Raw genomic sequence first — 15960 nt, forward strand, 5'->3', positions numbered from 1 at the left:
CCCGTGGGCAAGCCCCTCCCCGCCCACAGTGCGGGCAACGCCGGCGACGACGCGCTCGACCAGCGCGTGCTGCGCGAGCACGTCGCTTCGGTCTACTACATCTACAACGCCACGCTGATTTCCAGGGTCGTGTTCATCCTGGTGCTCGGCGGCTTCCTGTACCTGCAGCTACGCGATCCCGCGGTGATCGCCTTCGTCGGCCTGCACCTCGCGCTGTACGGCTACCTGGCGCTCGCACCGCGCTGGACGCCGGCGGCGCCGGCCGCCGACAGCCCGCGATGGGTGCGGCGCATCACGGTCGCGGTCACGCTCATGGGCCTGGCCGACGCCGTGGCACCCTGGCTCTTCGTGCCCGCGGGCAACATCGCCGTGACCGCGGTGCTGATGGTGGTGATGCTCGGCAACTGCGCGCGCGCCGTGCAGTCGCTGCGACCGCTCACGGCCGCGATGTACGGCCACACGCTGCCGATGCTGGTTGGGCTCATCGGCGCACTGATCGTGCACGGCGGCGGGGTGCACTGGTTCCTTGCCGCCTTCGCCACGATCAACCTCACGCTGATGCTGCGCGTCGGTGTGCGGGAGCACCGGCAACTGACCGACGCGCTGCTGCTGCGCTTCGAGAACGAGGCCCTGGCCGCGCGCCTGAGCGAACAGGTCGCGGCCACCGAGCGCGCGAGCGCCGAGAAGACGCGCTTTCTCACCACCGCCAGCCACGACCTGCGCCAGCCGCTGCACGCCGTCGCTCTGTTCGGCGCCGCCCTCGAGAGCGCGCTCCAGAACCGGCCCGAGGGGCGCAACGCCGAGCGCCTGATGCGCGCGGTCAACGCGCTGGGCAAGTCGCTCGACACCATGCTCGACGTGTCGCGCCTCGACGCCGGCGTGGTCACGCCCGCATTCCAGCCCGTGCAGATCGATGCATTGCTGCTGTCGCTCAACCATGTGTTCTCGGCGCAGGCCGAGCAGAAGAACCTGCAGTTGCGCTTGCGCGCCAGCGGCCTCTGGGTGCACAGCGATCCGCAGCTGCTGGCGCGCATGCTGTCGAACCTGATCGACAACGCCATCAAGTACACCCAGCGCGGTGGCGTCGCGGTGACGGCGCGCGCGTTCGGCCGCACGGTGCGCATCGACGTGCTGGACACCGGCGCGGGCATCGCACCCGACCAGCGCGACCGGATCTTCGAGGAGTTCTACCAGGTCGGCAACACGGGCCGGGACCGTGCGCGCGGCCTGGGCATCGGCCTGTCGATCGTGCAGCGCCTGTCGCGCCTGCTCGGTCATCCGGTCGAACTGCATTCGCGGCCGGGGCGCGGCAGCCGATTCCGCATCTCGCTGCCGCTGGCCGAAGCCCGCGCCCGTGTCGCGCTGGCCGCGCGTCCGGCCGGTCGCCTGCCCCGGCGCGTGCTGCTGATCGACGACGAGGCCGACATCCGCGAAGCCATGACCGTGCTGCTGCGCGCGTGGTCCATCGAGGTGATGGCGGTCTGCGACGAACAGGCCGCCGTGGACGCACTCAGCCGCGCCCATTTGCCTTCGCAGCAGGTCGACTTGCTGATCTGCGACTACCGGCTGCCCGACGGCGTCAATGGGCTCGACGTCGGCCTTCGCCTGCACCGGCGCTTCGGCATCGAACGGCCCCTGTTGCTCATCACCGGAGAGACCGCGCCCGAGCCCATGCGGCATGCGCGCGAAGCGGGCGTCCCGATGCTGTTCAAACCGGTCAACGTCGCGGCGCTGCGGCGCGCGCTCACCGCCGAAACATGACTTTCGGCACTGTCAAATCCAGCGCGCACCGCTTAACTTTCGGGCCCGCCCGGCAAGGGCATTTCTCTCCTGAAAGTTCTCCATGAAAAGCAGTCTGTGGATCGCGGCGACCGCCGTCGTTTTGAGCGCATGCGGTGGCGGCGGTGGTGGTGGCAACGGCATCGGACTGATGCCTGTCCCGGCCCCAGCCCCTGCGCCGGCGCCAGCCCCCGCACCGGCCCCCGCGCCAGCACCGGCGCCCGCTCCTGCCACGCAAACCATCAGCTACCAGGCCCTGCCGGCCAGCCCGTCTTTCCTCTCGCAGCTGAGCGCCGAAGGTGCCAACGGCTGGAACTACGTCAGCGGCATCGTCTACACCACCGGCACGACGACCTACGACCTCTCCGTGTTGTTTGCCAAGAGCCACACCACCACCTACAGCTTCGAACTTCCGCCCAACGCGGGCACGGCCGCCGAACTGCAGCAGCAGCTCGACGCGCAGGGCGCGCGCGGCTTCAGCTATGCCGGCCCCGACACGCGGGGCGCCATCTACCGCAAGGACAACGGCAGCAGCTCGACCTACAGCTACCGCGTGCTGCCGGAACCGGCTGGCAACACCATCGCCGGACTGCTGGCGCAGGACAAGGCGCAGGGCGCAGAGGGCTACTACCACCTCGGCAGCTCGCTGATCGTCGGCAGCGAAACGGTGCGCATCTTCCAGAAAGACTCGCAGAGCACCGCTAGGTACGACGTCGAAGTGCTGCCCAGCGCCACGACCGATGCCGAATTCATGGCGCAGCTCGAAGCCCAGGGCGCGCGCGGCTTCCGCTTCAAGAGCGACTACATCTTCGGCAGCGAAGGCATGCGCGCCCTCTATGAAAAGGACACGACGCAATCCGCCACCTTCAGCTACGCCGCATTGACGAGCGCGGCGAACGCGAACGATCTGGTCGCGCAGGCCAACGCCCAGGGGGCGAACGGCGCGGTGCTGATCGGCGACCTGGGTCTGCCGAGCGGCGAGATCAAGACGCTCTATGTCACGCCGTCCGCCTGCAGCGGGCTGCTGTGCGGCGTGCGCAGCGCTTTCGGGTTCTGAGCTGCGCATTGCTTCGCGACATCCTGCGCACCTGAAGCGCTTCACGCGAACCGCCAGCGGTGCTGGCGGGCCTGGCGATGCTCGCGCGAACTGCATCGTGGTGGTCGAGCGCGGCGCCGCCTGCATGAACGCGATGACGCGCGAGCGGGCGCTGATGCAGTCCGGTGAGATGCGCCAGGGCCCATCTTCAGGTCATCTCCAAGGTAGTCAAAGAAGCCGAAGCACGGAGACGCTATGGCGGAGTCAACCATTACTGCCAAGGGCGCTGAGCTGTTAAGAACTTAACCAGCCTTGAAGGCTCGCGTCGACACACTTGGGACACCTCAACTCGAAACAGGGTGTTCTCGTGGCCGTATACGTTGTTGCGCAACTGAAGTTCAAGGATCGGCCGGCCTACGACCGCTACCAATCAGCCTTCGGCAGTGTCTTTCGAGCGTTCGCAGGCCAGGTCCTCGCCGCCGACGAAAGTCCGAAGGTGGAGGAGGGGGACTGGACGGGCGACAAGGTCGTGGTCCTTTCGTTCCCCGATGAGCCGGCCTATCGCGCATGGGCGGGATCGCCGGCCTATCAAGCGATCGCGCGCGACCGCCGAACGGGCGCCGACTGCGTGGTTCTGCTGCTGAGGGGCGTTCGCACATGAGCCGGCGTGTCGTACAGGTGGGCAAACCTTGGGAGAGCGCTGTTCGGTTCTCCCTGGGCGTCGTGCATTCGGGACAGACCTTGCATACGGCGGGCGTGACGGCGCGCGATGCCGACGGGCAGGTCGTGGGGGAGGGCGACATCCGGGAACAGACCGCGCAGTGCTTTCGCAACCTCGGCGACATCCTCGATGCGGCAGGCGCGCGCTGGGAAGACGTGGTGAAGTACACGCTCTACACGACCGACATCGAGCGCTTCCACAACGAGACACTCGAGCTCAGAGCACCGTACTTCGCAGGCAGGCCGGCCGCCACGCTGCTGGAGGTGTCGCGGTTGATCGACCCGCGCATGCTGGTCGAGATAGAGGCGGTGGTGCATCTGCCGCAGCAGGCACCATGAGCGAGGCGCAAGTCGATGCGGGCGCGTTCCTGCGCCGCGAGACCGATGACCTGCTGTCGGCGTGCACGGGCTGCGCCCGGTGCGTCGAGGTGTGCCCGGTGGTGCCGCATGGTGCCGCATCAGGCGCTGATCCGCGCCAGGTGATCGGCGGTGTCCTGGACCTGTTGCGCGAAGGGCAGGCCCCGGAGGCGGCCTCGGCGGACTGGTTGCACGGCTGCAACGGATGCGGCGACTGTGTTCCCGCATGTCCTGAAGGCGTCAATCCCCGCCGCCTGCTGATGCTGGCCAGCATGCACGACGCCGCAAGGGAAAGCCGGACGCCGCAGCTGTTCAGGCGCATGGCACGCTCCATCAAGCTGATGATCGCCATGCAGCTGCTGCCCCCCGACTACGCACGCCTGTTCAAGCCGGTGCGTCCCCGCAAGTCGCAGATGGTCTTCTACACCGGCTGCAACGCGCTGCGCACGCCCAATCTGCTGTTCAACACCATGGCGGTCCTGGACGCCCTGGAGGTGGACTACGAAGTGGCCGGCGGTCCCTCGTCCTGCTGCGGCGTCATCGCCTCCAAATGGCAGGGCGAAGCGCAGGTGGGGGGACGTGTCACGGCGCACACGCTCAGCCGTTTCGGCGCATTCGAACCGGAAAAGGTTCTGAACTGGTGTCCGACCTGCGACCTTCATCTGAACGAAACCCTGCACGGCTTTGCGCCGCGCACGTACGACTTCGATCACGTGACGTCCTACTTCGTGTCGCGCGCCGACCGGCTGAAGGCGCTCTTCGTGCACCGGATACCGCGACGCGTGGTGCTGCATGCCCATCATGGCGTGCCCGAGGTCGGCCGCAACGTCGAGGCATTGTTGCGCGCGATCCCGGGGCTGGAGGTGGTCGAGACGGTGCTGGAGTCGTCCTACACCTGTGGCGGTTCCGGCTGCTCCAAGACGCCGACGCTGCAGGCAGAGGAGCACCAGCACCTCGTGGACCGCGTGAGGTTCCACAAGGCCGACGCGCTGGTCACGCTTTATCACGGCTGCCACATGGCCTTCATCGGCCTGGAGCGCACCGAGGCCTTCGAGGTGGTGAACTTCACCGAGCTTCTTGCCCAGGCATTGGGGCAGGCGCCGCACCCGGACCGGTTGAAGGCGCTGCGACACCTGGAGGACTGGAAAGCCATCGTGGAGGCATCGCAGCCATTGCTGCAGAAGAACGGGCTGTCCGTCGACAGCGAATGGCTGGAGCGCCACGGCGCGGAAATCTTTGCGGTCTCCGAATTCAAGGGCGGACTGGACTGCCTGGCCCACGAGGCGCCGCAGGGCGACCCGAAAAGCGCCGTCCATGCGCCCCATCCCGCCACAACCGAAGGTACCCCATGAAGAACCCGATCCGACTCATGCTCGCACTGGCCGCCACGGCCTGTGCCGTATTGCCCTTGCGCGCGCAGGAGACGTTCCCGTCCCGACCGGTGCGCATCGTGGTGCCGTTCACCGCTGGCGGGCCGACCGACGTTCTCGCCCGCATGCTGGGCGAACGCTTGTCCGAGAAGTGGAAGCAGCCCGTGGTGGTGGAAAACCGCGCTGGCGGAGGCTCCACCATCGGCACCAACCTGGTCGCCAAGGCGCCCCCGGACGGACACACCATCGGCATGGTGGTCATGGCCCATGTGGTGAATCCGGCCATCCGAAGCGACTTGCCCTACGACACGCTGGGGGACCTGGCCGGCCTGAGCCAGATCACCACCTCGGCATGCGTTCTGGTCGCCCATCCGTCGCTGCCGGCCAACAGCGTGGGCGAGCTGATCGCGCTTTCCAGGACCCGGCCCGACTCCCTGAGCTACGCCACGCCAGGCGCCGGTACGCTGAACCACATGTCCGGCGCATTGCTGAACGCGATGGCCGGCACCGACCTGCTGCATGTGCCGTATGGCGGCAGCGCGGCCGCCCATGCCGACGTGCTCAGCGGGCGGGTTCCCCTGATGTTCGATGTCTGGGCGCCTGTGAAGGAGTACGTCCGCGCGGGCAGGCTCAAGGTGCTGGGCATCACGCTGAAGGAGCGGATGGCCAGCGACCCCGCGTACCCTGCGATTGCAGAGACGGTGCCGGGCTTCGAAGTGGTGTCCGCTTTCGGCATGGTCACCTCGAGCAAGGTGCCGCGGCCGCTGATCGACAAGCTCGGTGCGGACATCGCGGCGGTCGTGAAAGAGCCGGCTTTCGCGGCGAGGGTGCGGGATTTCGGGATGGAGCCGGTGGGCAGCAGCCCTCAGGAATACGACCGGTTCATCCGCTCGGAGGTCTCCCGCTGGTCCCGGGTGGTACGGGAAAGCAACATCAAGGTTCAGTGAGCTCCGCATGACCGCAATCACCACTCAGCGCGTCACGTCCGTGCGCCACTGGAACGACACCCTGTTCAGCTTCACCACCACGCGTGCACCCGGACTGCGATTTCGCAATGGCCATTTCGTCATGGTGGGGCTGCCGGTAGCGGGAAGGCCGCTGATGCGCGCCTACAGCATTGCGAGTCCGAACCACGCGGAGGAACTCGAGTTCTTCAGCATCAAGGTGCGCGATGGCGCGCTGACTTCGCGGCTGCAGCACCTGAACGCGGGCGACGAGGTGCTGGTGGGGAGCAAGGCGGTGGGGACGCTGGTGATCGACGACCTGCGACCGGGCCGCAACGTCTACCTGCTGGCCACCGGCACGGGTCTTGCCCCGTTCATGAGCCTCGTGCGCGACCCCGAGATATACGAGCGGTTCGAGCGCGTGGTTCTGGTGCACGGCGTGCGGTACGTGAGCGAACTGGCGTACGCAGAAGAGCTGCAGTCGCGCCTGCCTGGCGACGAGTACCTGGGCGAGCATGTTTCACGCGGCCTCGTGTACTACCCGACCTGCACCCGAGAGCCATTCAAGGTGACGGGCCGCATACCGGCGCTGATTCGCAGCGGACAACTGTGCCGGGACTTGGGGCTGCCCCCGCTGTCGCCCGAGCGCGATCGGGTGATGGTGTGCGGAAACCCGTCTGCTTTGGCAGAAATCCGCGCCGAGCTGGACGCCCGTGGGTTCGAAGCGTCGCCCTGCACCGGCGAGATGGGCGACTACGTCTTCGAGCGGGCATTCGTCGACAAATGAGCTACGTCGTCACCGAGGCCTGCATCCGGTGCAAGTACACCGATTGCGTCGCGATCTGCCCCGTGGATGCGTTCCGTGAAGGGCGCAGCATGCTGGTCATCGATCCGGCGGTCTGCATCGACTGCGGCGTGTGTGAGCCCGAATGCCCTGCCGGGGCCATCGCGTTCGACATGGATGCCGCGCCACGCTGGCGCGATCTGAACCGGCGGCTCGCGGCCGAGTGGCCGGTGATCACGAGCCCCAGGCCTGCGCCACCGGACGCCGAGCGCTTCCGGGACGAAGCCGACAAGTTCGATCGGTATTTCGACGGGGCTGCGGCATAGTGAGCGGCAATGGAACAACAGCGGATCGACCCCAAGTGGAACCAGGCGCTGCACGGTCTGAGCCATGCAGAGGCGGAGGCCGTGCACGGCCTCATGCGTGCGCGCTCCTATGCGCCTCGCTCACTGATCTTCAGCCAGGGAGAACCCAGCGATACGCTGGTGGTGGTACGCAACGGGCGTGTGCGCCTGTTCATCACCTCGCCCGAGGGGGACGAGTTCACGTTCAGCATGCTCACGGGCGGCAGCATCCTCGGGTTGGCCGCAGCCGTGCTGCAGCGCCCCCGAATTCTGTCGGTGGAGGCGGCCGGGCCTGTGGATGTGTCCATTCTGTCCACCTTCGACTTTGCGGCCTGCCTGGAACGGATTCCCCGCTTCTCGCACAACATCACCCGCCTGCTGGCCCTGCTGGCGGTGGAGAACATCGAGCGCAGCGCGCCGCTGGTGCTCGATTCAGCCTCGCAACGGCTCGGGCGCATTCTCGTGGCCTTGGCCACCCGCACGCCGGGGGGCAAGCAGGCCGTGCACGATCTCACTCACGATGACCTCGGAAAGATGATCGGCGCGAGTCGGACCTGGGTGAGCCTGACGCTCGCGGACTTCGAACGCCGCGGTCTTGTGAACCGCCAGCCAGGTTGCATCGCGATCCTGGACCCTGCCGGATTGACGCGCTGAGCGCGCCCGAGGCGCTTGCACAACCCATGGAGGCAACTGAATGAAATTCGCGACCTACCGCGACGGCTCGCGCGACGGGCAATTGGTGCTGGTAACCAAACGGCTGGACAGGGCAGTGTTCGTCGCAGACATTGCACAGACGCTGCAAGGCGCACTGGACCGCTGGATGGCGGTCGAACAGGATCTGAAGCTGCGGGCCTCACAGCTGGAAGCCGGACGACTGGCGGGGGCATTCCCGTTCCAGGCATCCATGTGCATGGCGCCGCTGCCGCGCGCCTACCAATGGGCAGACGGCTCAGCCTATCTGCATCACGTCGAATTGGTACGCAAGGCCCGGGGTGCGGCCATGCCGCCCGAACTCTACAGCGACCCCCTCATGTACCAGGGGGCCAGCGACGGCTTTCTCGGACCCAACGAGGACATGGCGTTCGACAGCGCTTCATGGGGCATCGACTTCGAAGCCGAATTGGCGCTGGTGCTGGGAGACCTGCGCGCGGGCGCAACGACCGAAGAGGCATCCGGCGCGGCGCGACTTGCGGTCCTCGTCAACGACGTCTCGTTGCGCGAGCTGATCCCCGCCGAACTGGCAAAAGGTTTCGGCTTCGTTCGCAGCAAGCCGGCATCGGCGTTCGCGCCCGTGGCGGTAACGCTCGATGAATTCAGCACCGCGTGGGATGGGCAGCGCCTGCACCTGAATCTGGCTGTCTGGCGCAACGAGGAACAGGTGGGGAGTCTCCGCAGCGGCGACGATATGCATTTTTCGTTCGCTGAACTCGCCGCGCACCTTTGTTGCACGCGCACCGTCTGCGCCGGCACATTGCTGGGCGCCGGTACCGTCTCCAACCGCCGAGCCGACGCGGGATATGGCTGCATCGCGGAGCAGCGGATGCGCGAGGTGCTGGAGGGAGGAGAGCCTGTCACTCCCTATCTGCGGGATGGCGAGACCGTGCGGATCGAAGCCTTCGACGCAAGCGGCCATACCGTCTTCGGCGCGATTCAGCAAAGGGTCGCAGCACCCCGATAAGGGGTGGTGCCAGAGAACGGTCAACGCTGCCGAAGTTGGCCGCTGTCGCGCGTCTGGGCATAGCCGAGGAAAGCTCGCAACTGGGGAGGTCGCACCGGCTTGATGATCACGGGCAGATCTGCCGCGCGCGCCGTCATCAAATTGACGCTGGCGACGTCGCCAGTGATGATCACCGCGGGCAGCCCGGGGTCCTCGAGTGCTGTGCGCAGGGCTTCGATGGCATCGATGCCACTCGCCTGCAGGCCAAGCCGCAGATCCACCACCAGTGCGTTCGGACGAAAGCCCGTTTCCAGCAAGCCCAGCGCGCCCGCCATGTCGCTCGCAGCGCGGACCTCGGTGCCCCAGGAAGCCAGCAGCCCTTGCAGCGCCTGCCGCGAACTCTGGTCGTCATCGACCACCAGCACGCGCGCCGCCAACGCAGTGCTCGATGACGCGGCGAGCCGCTCGGCATCGTCCGGCCGGCCGCCTTCGGCGACGTCGGCCATCGGCACCTGCACTTCGAAGACGCTGCCTTGCCCCTGCAGGGACCGCACGGTCACGCCCAGGCCGAGCAGTTCGCTCAAGCGCTTGACGGTCGCGAGGCCGAGGCCGTAGCCCAGGCGGCGGTCGCGCGCGGGGTTATCGATTTGATAGAACTCGTCGAAGATGTGCGGCAGGTGCTCGGGCGCGATGCCGATCCCTGTGTCCTCGATGGCCAGGCGCAACCGGCCGTTGCCACCAGGTTGGCTCCCGATGATCCGCACCGTGCCGCTGCGCGTGTAGCGGATGGCGTTTGCCAGCAGGTTGGTGATCACGCGCGTGAGCAGGGCGGGGTCGCTGCGGACCATGGCGGGGTCGATGGCCATCTCGAACTTCAGCCCCTTGGCTGCGGCCACCGCCTGGTGGGGCCGACAGCAATTGCGCAGCAGGTCGTCGATGGCGAATAGCGCCCATTGCGGGCTGATCGACTCGGCATCGGCCCGCGTGATGTCCAGCAGGTCGTCCACCACCTCGGTCATGCCGTCGGCACAGGCCACGAGCTGCTCCGAAAGCGCTTGCACCTGGGGCTGCGTGCTGACGGTGTGCAGGGTCTGCGCGAGCAGTGCCATCGCGTTGAGCGGCTGGCGAAGGTCGTGGTTGGCCGAGGCGAAAAAGCGCATGCGCGCCGCAACGGCTTCTTCGGCGGTCTGGCGGGCCGAGCGGCTGCGCTCGTTTTCGGCGCTCAGCGCAATCACCAGTTCCGCATTGCGCCGGCGCTGCGCCTGGATCTCGTGCAGCGCGCGAGACAGCTCCCTGGAACTCAGCAGGGTGTAGACGCCGATCAGCGTCACGATCAGCGCCATGGCCAGGTGGTAGTTGCCGCCAAACCAGATGTCGCGCAGCACCAGGGGGCCGAGGATGAGGCCCACGTAGACGATGGCCGACCGTTCCATCGTCGAGAGCCGGATTGCCCCGCCGAGCGAGACGGTGACCATCGCGATGTGAAGGATGGCCTCGGCCTGCGGCGGTCCGTCTTTTTGCAGCAGGACGCACAGGACACCCCATGACAAGGCCAGGCTCTGGCTGCTGGCCATGATGGGTAGCGCCATTGCCGCGAGGTTGGATCGAACGCCGGGCCGCAGCACCCAGGCCACCCAGATGCCGGCCCGCACGGCCACGAGAAAGCAGTAGACGGCGAACCACGCCTGCACGCGCGCGCCGTCCGCGCCTGTCGCGTACTCGCGGTAGCAAAGGTAGCCGCCGAGCGCGGCCAGCATCCACACCCAGGGCGTGGTGCGGATCATCTGCTCGACCTGCTGGAGCTGGAGATCCGAGAAGCGCAGGCGCGCGGCGATGACGCCGCGCACACCGGGCACGCTCGGCGCTTTCAGCGGGGCTGCCGCTGGAGCCGAAGGTTTCATCGCGGCTCCAGCAGCAGCCCCGCGCGCCGCGCCTGGACCAGAAGGTGGGTGCGATTGCGCGCATCCATCGTGTCGAGCAGTGCCGTGATGTGGAGCTTGACCGTGCGCTCCGCGATCGCCAGTTCGGCGGCGATCTGCTTGTTCTGGCGGCCTTGCGCCACCAGCAGCAGCACTTCGAGCTGGCGCGGAGTGAGGCTCGCGACCGGCAGGCCGGTGCGCGAGGGCAGCACATCGAAAGACTCGCCACCGGCAGCCACCTCGTCCAGCGCCGCCGCGATCTGCGCCACCGACCGCGATTTGCCGATGAAGCCGGCTGCGCCCGCGGCGCGTGCGCGTGCGGCAAGTGCCGGCTCCTCGTCGCCCGAGATCATCAGGCGCGACACGAGGGGATGCCGAGCGCCGAAAAGGCGCAAGCCTTCGAGCCCGTCCTCGCCGCCCAGGCGGTAGTCGATCAGCACGATGTCGGGGGCGCATTGCGAGGCACGCTCCACACCCTCGCCCAGCGAGAGCGCGGTCTGCACCTCGAAGTCGGGACGGGCGTGCGTCAGCGCATGCGCAAAGCCGACACCGAACAGCGGGTGATCGTCGACAAGCAGGAGTTTCATGGTGCCGTGATTTCGGGTGCGGGCCCGGCCCGCACGCTCTCCTCATAGGGCGCCATTGTTGTCCACACCGACGGGTCGGCGCAGCACCGGCCTGCGCGAAGCCTCAGCGGCAGCGACCGGCGGCGCGCGGACGGGGGTGCATTGCTCTGGCAGAGGTCATGCCGGAAGCCTATCGGGACACCTTGCGCCGGCCCATAGCACCTTCGGGCATGTGCCCCAAGGTGCTATGGGCCGCACACGGAGCCGTCTCTACGATCCGGCCTTTGAGGAGAACACGGACATGACGAAGACGAGCAGTTGCGGACGGTGGATGGTGTGGGGAGGAGCGCTGGCCCTGTTGGCCGCCTGTGGCGGTGGCGGAGGATCGGGCGGCGGCGCGCTGCCGCCCTTCGGCATCCTCCCGCCCGCACCCCCGCCGGTGGCGGTGGCCCATCGCCTGGAGGTCGACATCACCGGCAACGGCCGCGTCGGATCGCAGCCCGCGGGCATCGACTGCACCGATCGCTGCAGTGCGGATTTCAGCGCAGGTACCGAGGTCGTGCTTGCAGCCACGCCGGCCGCGGGACAGGTACTCGGCAATTGGGGTGGCGCGTGCAGCGGCAACGCCAGCACCTGCATCGTGCGGATGGACGCAGCGCTCGGTGTGACGGCCGCCTTCGTGGCCGCGCCGCCGGCGATCGGCTGGGGCGATGCGTCGGCGCTGTCGGCCGGCGGCGCCAGCCTGCCGAAAACCGCGATCGACGCCCAAGGGCGTGCGCTGGTCGTGTGGCGCCAGGTCGAAGGCAGCCCCCAGGAAGATCGCCTGTGGGGCAGCCGCTACCTGCCCGGGAGCGGCTGGACCGCGCCGCAGCGCCTCGAGGCCAACGCCGGCAGCGTGCGCGACATCCGCATCGCCATCGACAAGCCCAGTGGCCGCGCCGTCGTGCTGTGGACCCAACTGAGCTCCGTGACGGGCTACGACCTGTGGGCGCTACCGGTCGACCCTGCGGGCGGCTGGGGCAGCCCCGCTCTGCTGGAGACCGGCACCGGCATCGTCGGCAACGCCAGCGTGGGCATCGACGCCAGCGGCAACGCCGTCGCCGTGTGGTCGCAGATCGGGCCGGCCACGCGCTTCAGCATCTATGCCAACCGCTACACCTGGGCCGGTGGCTGGGGCACCGCCGCACTCATCGAGACCAACGAGGTCGTCGGCAGCGTGGATGGCGACCCGGCGGTCGTGGTCGCGGGGTCGGGCGAATCGGTTGCGGTGTGGAAGCGCTCAAACGGCGGCAGCGCCTCGCTCTGGACCAACCGCGCCAATGCGAACGGCACCTGGGCCACCTCGATCGAACTCGTGCCGGACACCGGCACCGCGCACTCCATCGGCGCCCACGACCTGGCGATCGACGCCACCGGCAGCGCGCTGCTCGCCTGGGGCCAGGCCGACCTGCCCGGCGGCAGCAACCAGTGGGAGAGCGCCGTGTGGTTCAAGCGCTTCTCGGCAGGCGCGTGGCAGAGCGGCACCGCACGGGTGGGTGCACCGTTCGTCGCCACGCAAGCGTTGTTGAGCACGCCCGTGCTGCGCATGAACGCGGCCGGCTCGGCGGTCGTGAGCTGGGGACGGCTGGACAACGCGCTCATGGCTGTGACGGCGGCACCAGGGGGCGCTTTTGGCGCGGACCATGTCGTGCGGGCGGCCGCTTCACCGGCGCTGGCGAGCTTGCCTGCACTGGGCCTGGACGACGCGACCAACGCGCTGGTGGCGTGGGCGCAGGCCAATGGTGCTGGGACCAGCGACCTCCATGCGGCCCGATACACGCTGGCAGATGGCTGGGGCATGCCGGTGCTTCAGGAAAGCACCGACGAAGTGGCTGCCACGCCCGACCTGGCGATGAATGAGCTGGGGAATGCGGTTCTGGCGTGGCAGCAGTTCGAGCCGGCGAGCGGGACGCGCATTCTGGTACGGCAGTACGGTTCCGGCCGATAAGCCTTGCGGTCTTGCGCGTCTTCAACGCCTGGCCTGCCGGCCAGCCGCGCCCCACGCGCGCCCCCATGCAAACCAAACGTCACATTCCAGTCACGCACCCCAGATAGCCTCGCGCCCTAAATGACACGTACTTCCGCATCGGGCAGTGCCCTGACACTGTCCTGGTGCCTCGTCATGGCGCTGGTGGTGAGTGCAGGTCTCGCCGCCGCACAGGCCGCCTCGGCCGGTGGCATGGTCATGCGGTTCGACCTGCCGGCCCAGCCGCTCGAAATTTCTCTCTCCGTCTTCGGCCGCGTCACGGGCCACTCGGTACTCGTGGCGAGCAGCGTCACGGCCGGCCGCGAGGCTGCCGCGGTGCATGGCGACTTCACGCCGCGCGAGGCGCTGCAGCAGATGCTGGCCGGCACCGGCCTGGTGGCGCGCTATTCGGGCGCCGACGCGTTCACGCTCGTGCCTATCGCGCCGCGCGACGAGGGGGAAGTCGCGCAAGGCCTGCCACCTGAAAGTGAGAGTGCAGCGTCAACCACCGAAGCCGCCCGCGCGCAGGCCGGCTATGCGGGGGTGCTGCAGGCCTCGATCACGCGCGTGCTCTGCATCGCGCAGCCCGACGCTTTCGGCCGTTACCGCCTCGGCCTTCAGCTGTGGATCGACGCGACGGGCACGGTGAGCGACGCGCGCGTGCTGCAGGGCAGCGGGCTGGCGCCGCGCGACGCGGCGGTGCTCGCGAGCCTGCGCGCGATGGCGCTCGATGCACCGCCGCCGCCGGGCCTGGCGCAACCCCTGACGATCCTGCTGACGCCGCGCGCCGACCCCGCGCGCGACTGTCGTCCCTACGAACGCGCCGCGCGAGCGCGCTGAAGAAAAAGCAGCAAGGCCCCCGCGACCATGCCCGATTCGATCAAGGCAGCGCTGCGCGCGCTGTTCCTCTCGCGCTATGCGCAGTTCAGAAAGCACCTGCAGATCCGGCTCGGCTCCGAAGACCTGGCCAATGACGCGCTGCAAGAGGCCTACCTGCGCGTGGAGACCAGCAACGTGCGCACGGCGGTGCGCTATCCCTCGGCCTACCTGTTCCGCATCGCGCTCAACGTGGCGGAAGACCAGCGCAAGCGCAATTCACGGTTGCTGAGCGTCGGCGAGGTCGATGCGCTGCACGACATGGTCGACGAGATGGCCGACCCCGCGCGCGGCGCCGAGGCACGCAACGAGCTCGAGGCGCTGGAGCGCGCGCTGGCCGAGCTGCCGCGGCGTCGCCGCGCGATCGTGCTGGCCGCGCGCGTGGACGAGATGCCGCACAAGGACATCGCGGCGCGCTATGGTGTGTCGGCGCGCACGGTCGAGAAGGAATTGCGCGCCGGGCTGGCGCATTGCTGCGAGCGATTGGGAAGAGATTTCATCCAGCGCTTCGGTCCCGGCGCGGGAAAACAGTCTAAGCGTGATGGCAGCTGAACGACCCGAAGAATCATCCGCGGAGACCGACCCCATGAACGCCACGCCCCTTCAACGCGAAGCGCAGGCCTGGGTCGTGCGGCTGGGCTCGCACCAGGTGACGGACGAGGACGCACAAGCCTTTCGCCGCTGGTGCGCGCAGAGCCGCGCGCATGCCAACGCCTTCGTCCAGGCGCGCGAGGTCTGGCAGGCCATGGCGCCGGCGGCGCTGCGCGTGCGCCGGCACGAACAGCAGCAACAACAACGCAGCAAGGCCGATGCGCGCATGCCCGTCGCGGGACGGCGGGCGCTGCTCGGGAGCGCGGTCGCGGCGTCGGTCGCGTACCTTGCGGTCTCGCCACCGCTCGGGCTGTGGGCGCCGGCCACCGAATGGGGCGCCGACTACCGCACCGGCACCGGCGAGCAGCGCGAGGTGGCCATGGGCGGCGGCACGGTGCTGCAGCTGAACACGCAGACGCGCGTCAACGTGCAGCGCGCCGGCAGCGGAACGGGCGAGGGCGGCGATGTCATCGAGCTGCTGGCCGGCGAGGCCGAGGTGCTGGCCGGCGCCTCGGGCGCGGCGCGCATCACCGTGGCGGCCGCACAGGGCAGGGTGTCGGCGCTGCGGGCGCGCTTCAACATCCGCCACCTCGACGGCGAGGTCTGCGTCACCTGCCTGGCGGGCCAGGTCGAGGTGGCGCGCGGCACGCAGCAGGTGCGGCTGGCTGAGGGGCGGCAGCTGCGCTACGGCGCCGCCGGCCTGGGCAGGCCCGCGTCGGTGGACACCGCGCCCGTCAGCGCCTGGCGGCGCCGGCAGCTGGTGTTCAACGAAGTGCCGCTCGCCGAGGTGGTGGCCGAAGTCAACCGCTACCGGCGCGGCCGGCTCGTGCTCACGAGCGAGGCGCTGGGCCGCAGCCGGGTGCAGGCGAGCTTCTCGATCGACCGGCTCGACGACGTGGCGTTCCTCGTGCGCGACGTGTATGGCGCCGAGCTCACGCAGCTGCCGGGTGGCATCGTGCTGCTGGGCCTGCCTGCGAACGCCTGAGCGCCGCGCGCATGAAGATTTCGTGAC

General features: G+C 68.5%; 16 protein-coding genes and 1 pseudogene. 15 read left to right on the forward strand and 2 right to left on the reverse strand.

Features of this window, described 5'->3' with window-relative positions:
• Window positions 1–3 precede the first annotated feature (3 nt).
• From AC3A6J_RS13465 to AC3A6J_RS13515, 11 genes and pseudogenes are all read left to right on the forward strand, one after another.
• Window positions 4–1761 (forward strand): ATP-binding response regulator, encoded by a 1758-nt coding sequence (locus AC3A6J_RS13465; protein ID WP_487860449.1) that lies wholly within the window; start codon window positions 4–6, stop codon window positions 1759–1761.
• A gap of 82 nt (window positions 1762–1843) precedes the next feature.
• Window positions 1844–2836, forward strand: coding sequence for a hypothetical protein (locus tag AC3A6J_RS13470; RefSeq protein ID WP_487860450.1), 993 nt, complete (start codon window positions 1844–1846; stop codon window positions 2834–2836).
• 82 nt (window positions 2837–2918) lie between these two features.
• Window positions 2919–3038 (forward strand): annotated as a pseudogene (locus AC3A6J_RS13475) (peptidoglycan-binding protein); the annotation flags it as partial.
• Window positions 3039–3182: 144 nt separating this feature from the next.
• Window positions 3183–3476 carry a DUF1330 domain-containing protein gene (locus AC3A6J_RS13480; protein ID WP_487860451.1) on the forward strand — a complete coding sequence of 98 codons (294 nt, stop codon included), beginning with the start codon at window positions 3183–3185 and terminating at the stop codon, window positions 3474–3476.
• Window positions 3473–3874, forward strand: coding sequence for a RidA family protein (locus tag AC3A6J_RS13485; protein WP_487860452.1), 402 nt, complete (start codon window positions 3473–3475; stop codon window positions 3872–3874). The genes AC3A6J_RS13480 and AC3A6J_RS13485 overlap by 4 nt, the downstream gene beginning before the upstream one ends.
• On the forward strand, window positions 3871–5244 hold the full coding sequence (locus tag AC3A6J_RS13490; protein ID WP_487860453.1) for a (Fe-S)-binding protein: 1374 nt from the start codon (window positions 3871–3873) through the stop codon (window positions 5242–5244). Before AC3A6J_RS13485 ends, AC3A6J_RS13490 begins: the two co-directional genes overlap by 4 nt.
• Complete coding sequence (locus AC3A6J_RS13495; protein ID WP_487860454.1) at window positions 5241–6209, forward strand: tripartite tricarboxylate transporter substrate binding protein; 969 nt, start codon at window positions 5241–5243, stop codon at window positions 6207–6209. Before AC3A6J_RS13490 ends, AC3A6J_RS13495 begins: the two co-directional genes overlap by 4 nt.
• A 7-nt stretch (window positions 6210–6216) precedes the next feature.
• Window positions 6217–6993 (forward strand): ferredoxin--NADP reductase, encoded by a 777-nt coding sequence (locus AC3A6J_RS13500; RefSeq protein WP_487860455.1) that lies wholly within the window; start codon window positions 6217–6219, stop codon window positions 6991–6993.
• Entirely contained in the window at window positions 6990–7316 is a 327-nt protein-coding gene (gene fdxA, locus AC3A6J_RS13505) for a ferredoxin FdxA (protein ID WP_487860456.1), read from the forward strand. The genes AC3A6J_RS13500 and fdxA overlap by 4 nt, the downstream gene beginning before the upstream one ends.
• 9 nt (window positions 7317–7325) lie before the next feature.
• On the forward strand, window positions 7326–7988 hold the full coding sequence (locus AC3A6J_RS13510) for a Crp/Fnr family transcriptional regulator (protein ID WP_487860457.1): 663 nt from the start codon (window positions 7326–7328) through the stop codon (window positions 7986–7988).
• A gap of 40 nt (window positions 7989–8028) precedes the next feature.
• On the forward strand, window positions 8029–9012 hold the full coding sequence (locus AC3A6J_RS13515; RefSeq protein WP_487860458.1) for a fumarylacetoacetate hydrolase family protein: 984 nt from the start codon (window positions 8029–8031) through the stop codon (window positions 9010–9012).
• A gap of 20 nt (window positions 9013–9032) precedes the next feature.
• Here the strand turns inward: AC3A6J_RS13515 and AC3A6J_RS13520 are convergent, their stop codons facing one another.
• Together AC3A6J_RS13520 and AC3A6J_RS13525 are read right to left on the reverse strand one after the other, a co-directional pair.
• Complete coding sequence (locus tag AC3A6J_RS13520) at window positions 9033–10892, reverse strand: ATP-binding response regulator (protein WP_487860459.1); 1860 nt, start codon at window positions 10890–10892, stop codon at window positions 9033–9035.
• The gene (locus AC3A6J_RS13525) at window positions 10889–11497 is read right to left on the reverse strand and encodes a response regulator transcription factor (RefSeq protein ID WP_487860460.1); all 609 of its coding nucleotides are present in this window, start codon (window positions 11495–11497) and stop codon (window positions 10889–10891) included. The genes AC3A6J_RS13520 and AC3A6J_RS13525 overlap by 4 nt, the downstream gene beginning before the upstream one ends.
• A gap of 280 nt (window positions 11498–11777) precedes the next feature.
• Between AC3A6J_RS13525 and AC3A6J_RS13530 the strand changes: the two genes are divergently transcribed.
• The 4 genes from AC3A6J_RS13530 to AC3A6J_RS13545 all read left to right on the forward strand — a co-directional run bounded on the left by AC3A6J_RS13530 (window position 11778) and on the right by AC3A6J_RS13545 (window position 15933).
• Window positions 11778–13463 (forward strand): InlB B-repeat-containing protein, encoded by a 1686-nt coding sequence (locus tag AC3A6J_RS13530; RefSeq protein WP_487860461.1) that lies wholly within the window; start codon window positions 11778–11780, stop codon window positions 13461–13463.
• Between the two features lie 120 nt (window positions 13464–13583).
• On the forward strand, window positions 13584–14321 hold the full coding sequence (locus AC3A6J_RS13535; RefSeq protein WP_487860462.1) for a TonB family protein: 738 nt from the start codon (window positions 13584–13586) through the stop codon (window positions 14319–14321).
• Window positions 14322–14348: 27 nt separating this feature from the next.
• Entirely contained in the window at window positions 14349–14909 is a 561-nt protein-coding gene (locus AC3A6J_RS13540; RefSeq protein WP_487860463.1) for an RNA polymerase sigma factor, read from the forward strand.
• 34 nt (window positions 14910–14943) lie between these two features.
• Window positions 14944–15933 carry a FecR family protein gene (locus AC3A6J_RS13545; RefSeq protein ID WP_487860464.1) on the forward strand — a complete coding sequence of 330 codons (990 nt, stop codon included), beginning with the start codon at window positions 14944–14946 and terminating at the stop codon, window positions 15931–15933.
• The last annotated feature ends 27 nt before the right edge of the window (window positions 15934–15960 follow it).

It is taken from the genome of Variovorax sp. Soil_C_39 (genome assembly GCF_057656815.1).

Coding starts and splice junctions, on each gene's coding strand:
- AC3A6J_RS13530 (WP_487860461.1), top strand. CDS start 11,778: ATGACGAAGACGAGCAGTTGCGGACGGTGGATGGTGTGGGGAGGAGCG.
- fdxA (WP_487860456.1), top strand. CDS start 6,990: ATGAGCTACGTCGTCACCGAGGCCTGCATCCGGTGCAAGTACACCGAT.
- AC3A6J_RS13495 (WP_487860454.1), top strand. CDS start 5,241: ATGAAGAACCCGATCCGACTCATGCTCGCACTGGCCGCCACGGCCTGT.
- AC3A6J_RS13540 (WP_487860463.1), top strand. CDS start 14,349: ATGCCCGATTCGATCAAGGCAGCGCTGCGCGCGCTGTTCCTCTCGCGC.
- AC3A6J_RS13500 (WP_487860455.1), top strand. CDS start 6,217: ATGACCGCAATCACCACTCAGCGCGTCACGTCCGTGCGCCACTGGAAC.
- AC3A6J_RS13520 (WP_487860459.1), bottom strand. CDS start 10,892: ATGAAACCTTCGGCTCCAGCGGCAGCCCCGCTGAAAGCGCCGAGCGTG.
- AC3A6J_RS13510 (WP_487860457.1), top strand. CDS start 7,326: ATGGAACAACAGCGGATCGACCCCAAGTGGAACCAGGCGCTGCACGGT.
- AC3A6J_RS13525 (WP_487860460.1), bottom strand. CDS start 11,497: ATGAAACTCCTGCTTGTCGACGATCACCCGCTGTTCGGTGTCGGCTTT.
- AC3A6J_RS13485 (WP_487860452.1), top strand. CDS start 3,473: ATGAGCCGGCGTGTCGTACAGGTGGGCAAACCTTGGGAGAGCGCTGTT.
- AC3A6J_RS13470 (WP_487860450.1), top strand. CDS start 1,844: ATGAAAAGCAGTCTGTGGATCGCGGCGACCGCCGTCGTTTTGAGCGCA.
- AC3A6J_RS13490 (WP_487860453.1), top strand. CDS start 3,871: ATGAGCGAGGCGCAAGTCGATGCGGGCGCGTTCCTGCGCCGCGAGACC.
- AC3A6J_RS13545 (WP_487860464.1), top strand. CDS start 14,944: ATGAACGCCACGCCCCTTCAACGCGAAGCGCAGGCCTGGGTCGTGCGG.
- AC3A6J_RS13515 (WP_487860458.1), top strand. CDS start 8,029: ATGAAATTCGCGACCTACCGCGACGGCTCGCGCGACGGGCAATTGGTG.
- AC3A6J_RS13535 (WP_487860462.1), top strand. CDS start 13,584: ATGACACGTACTTCCGCATCGGGCAGTGCCCTGACACTGTCCTGGTGC.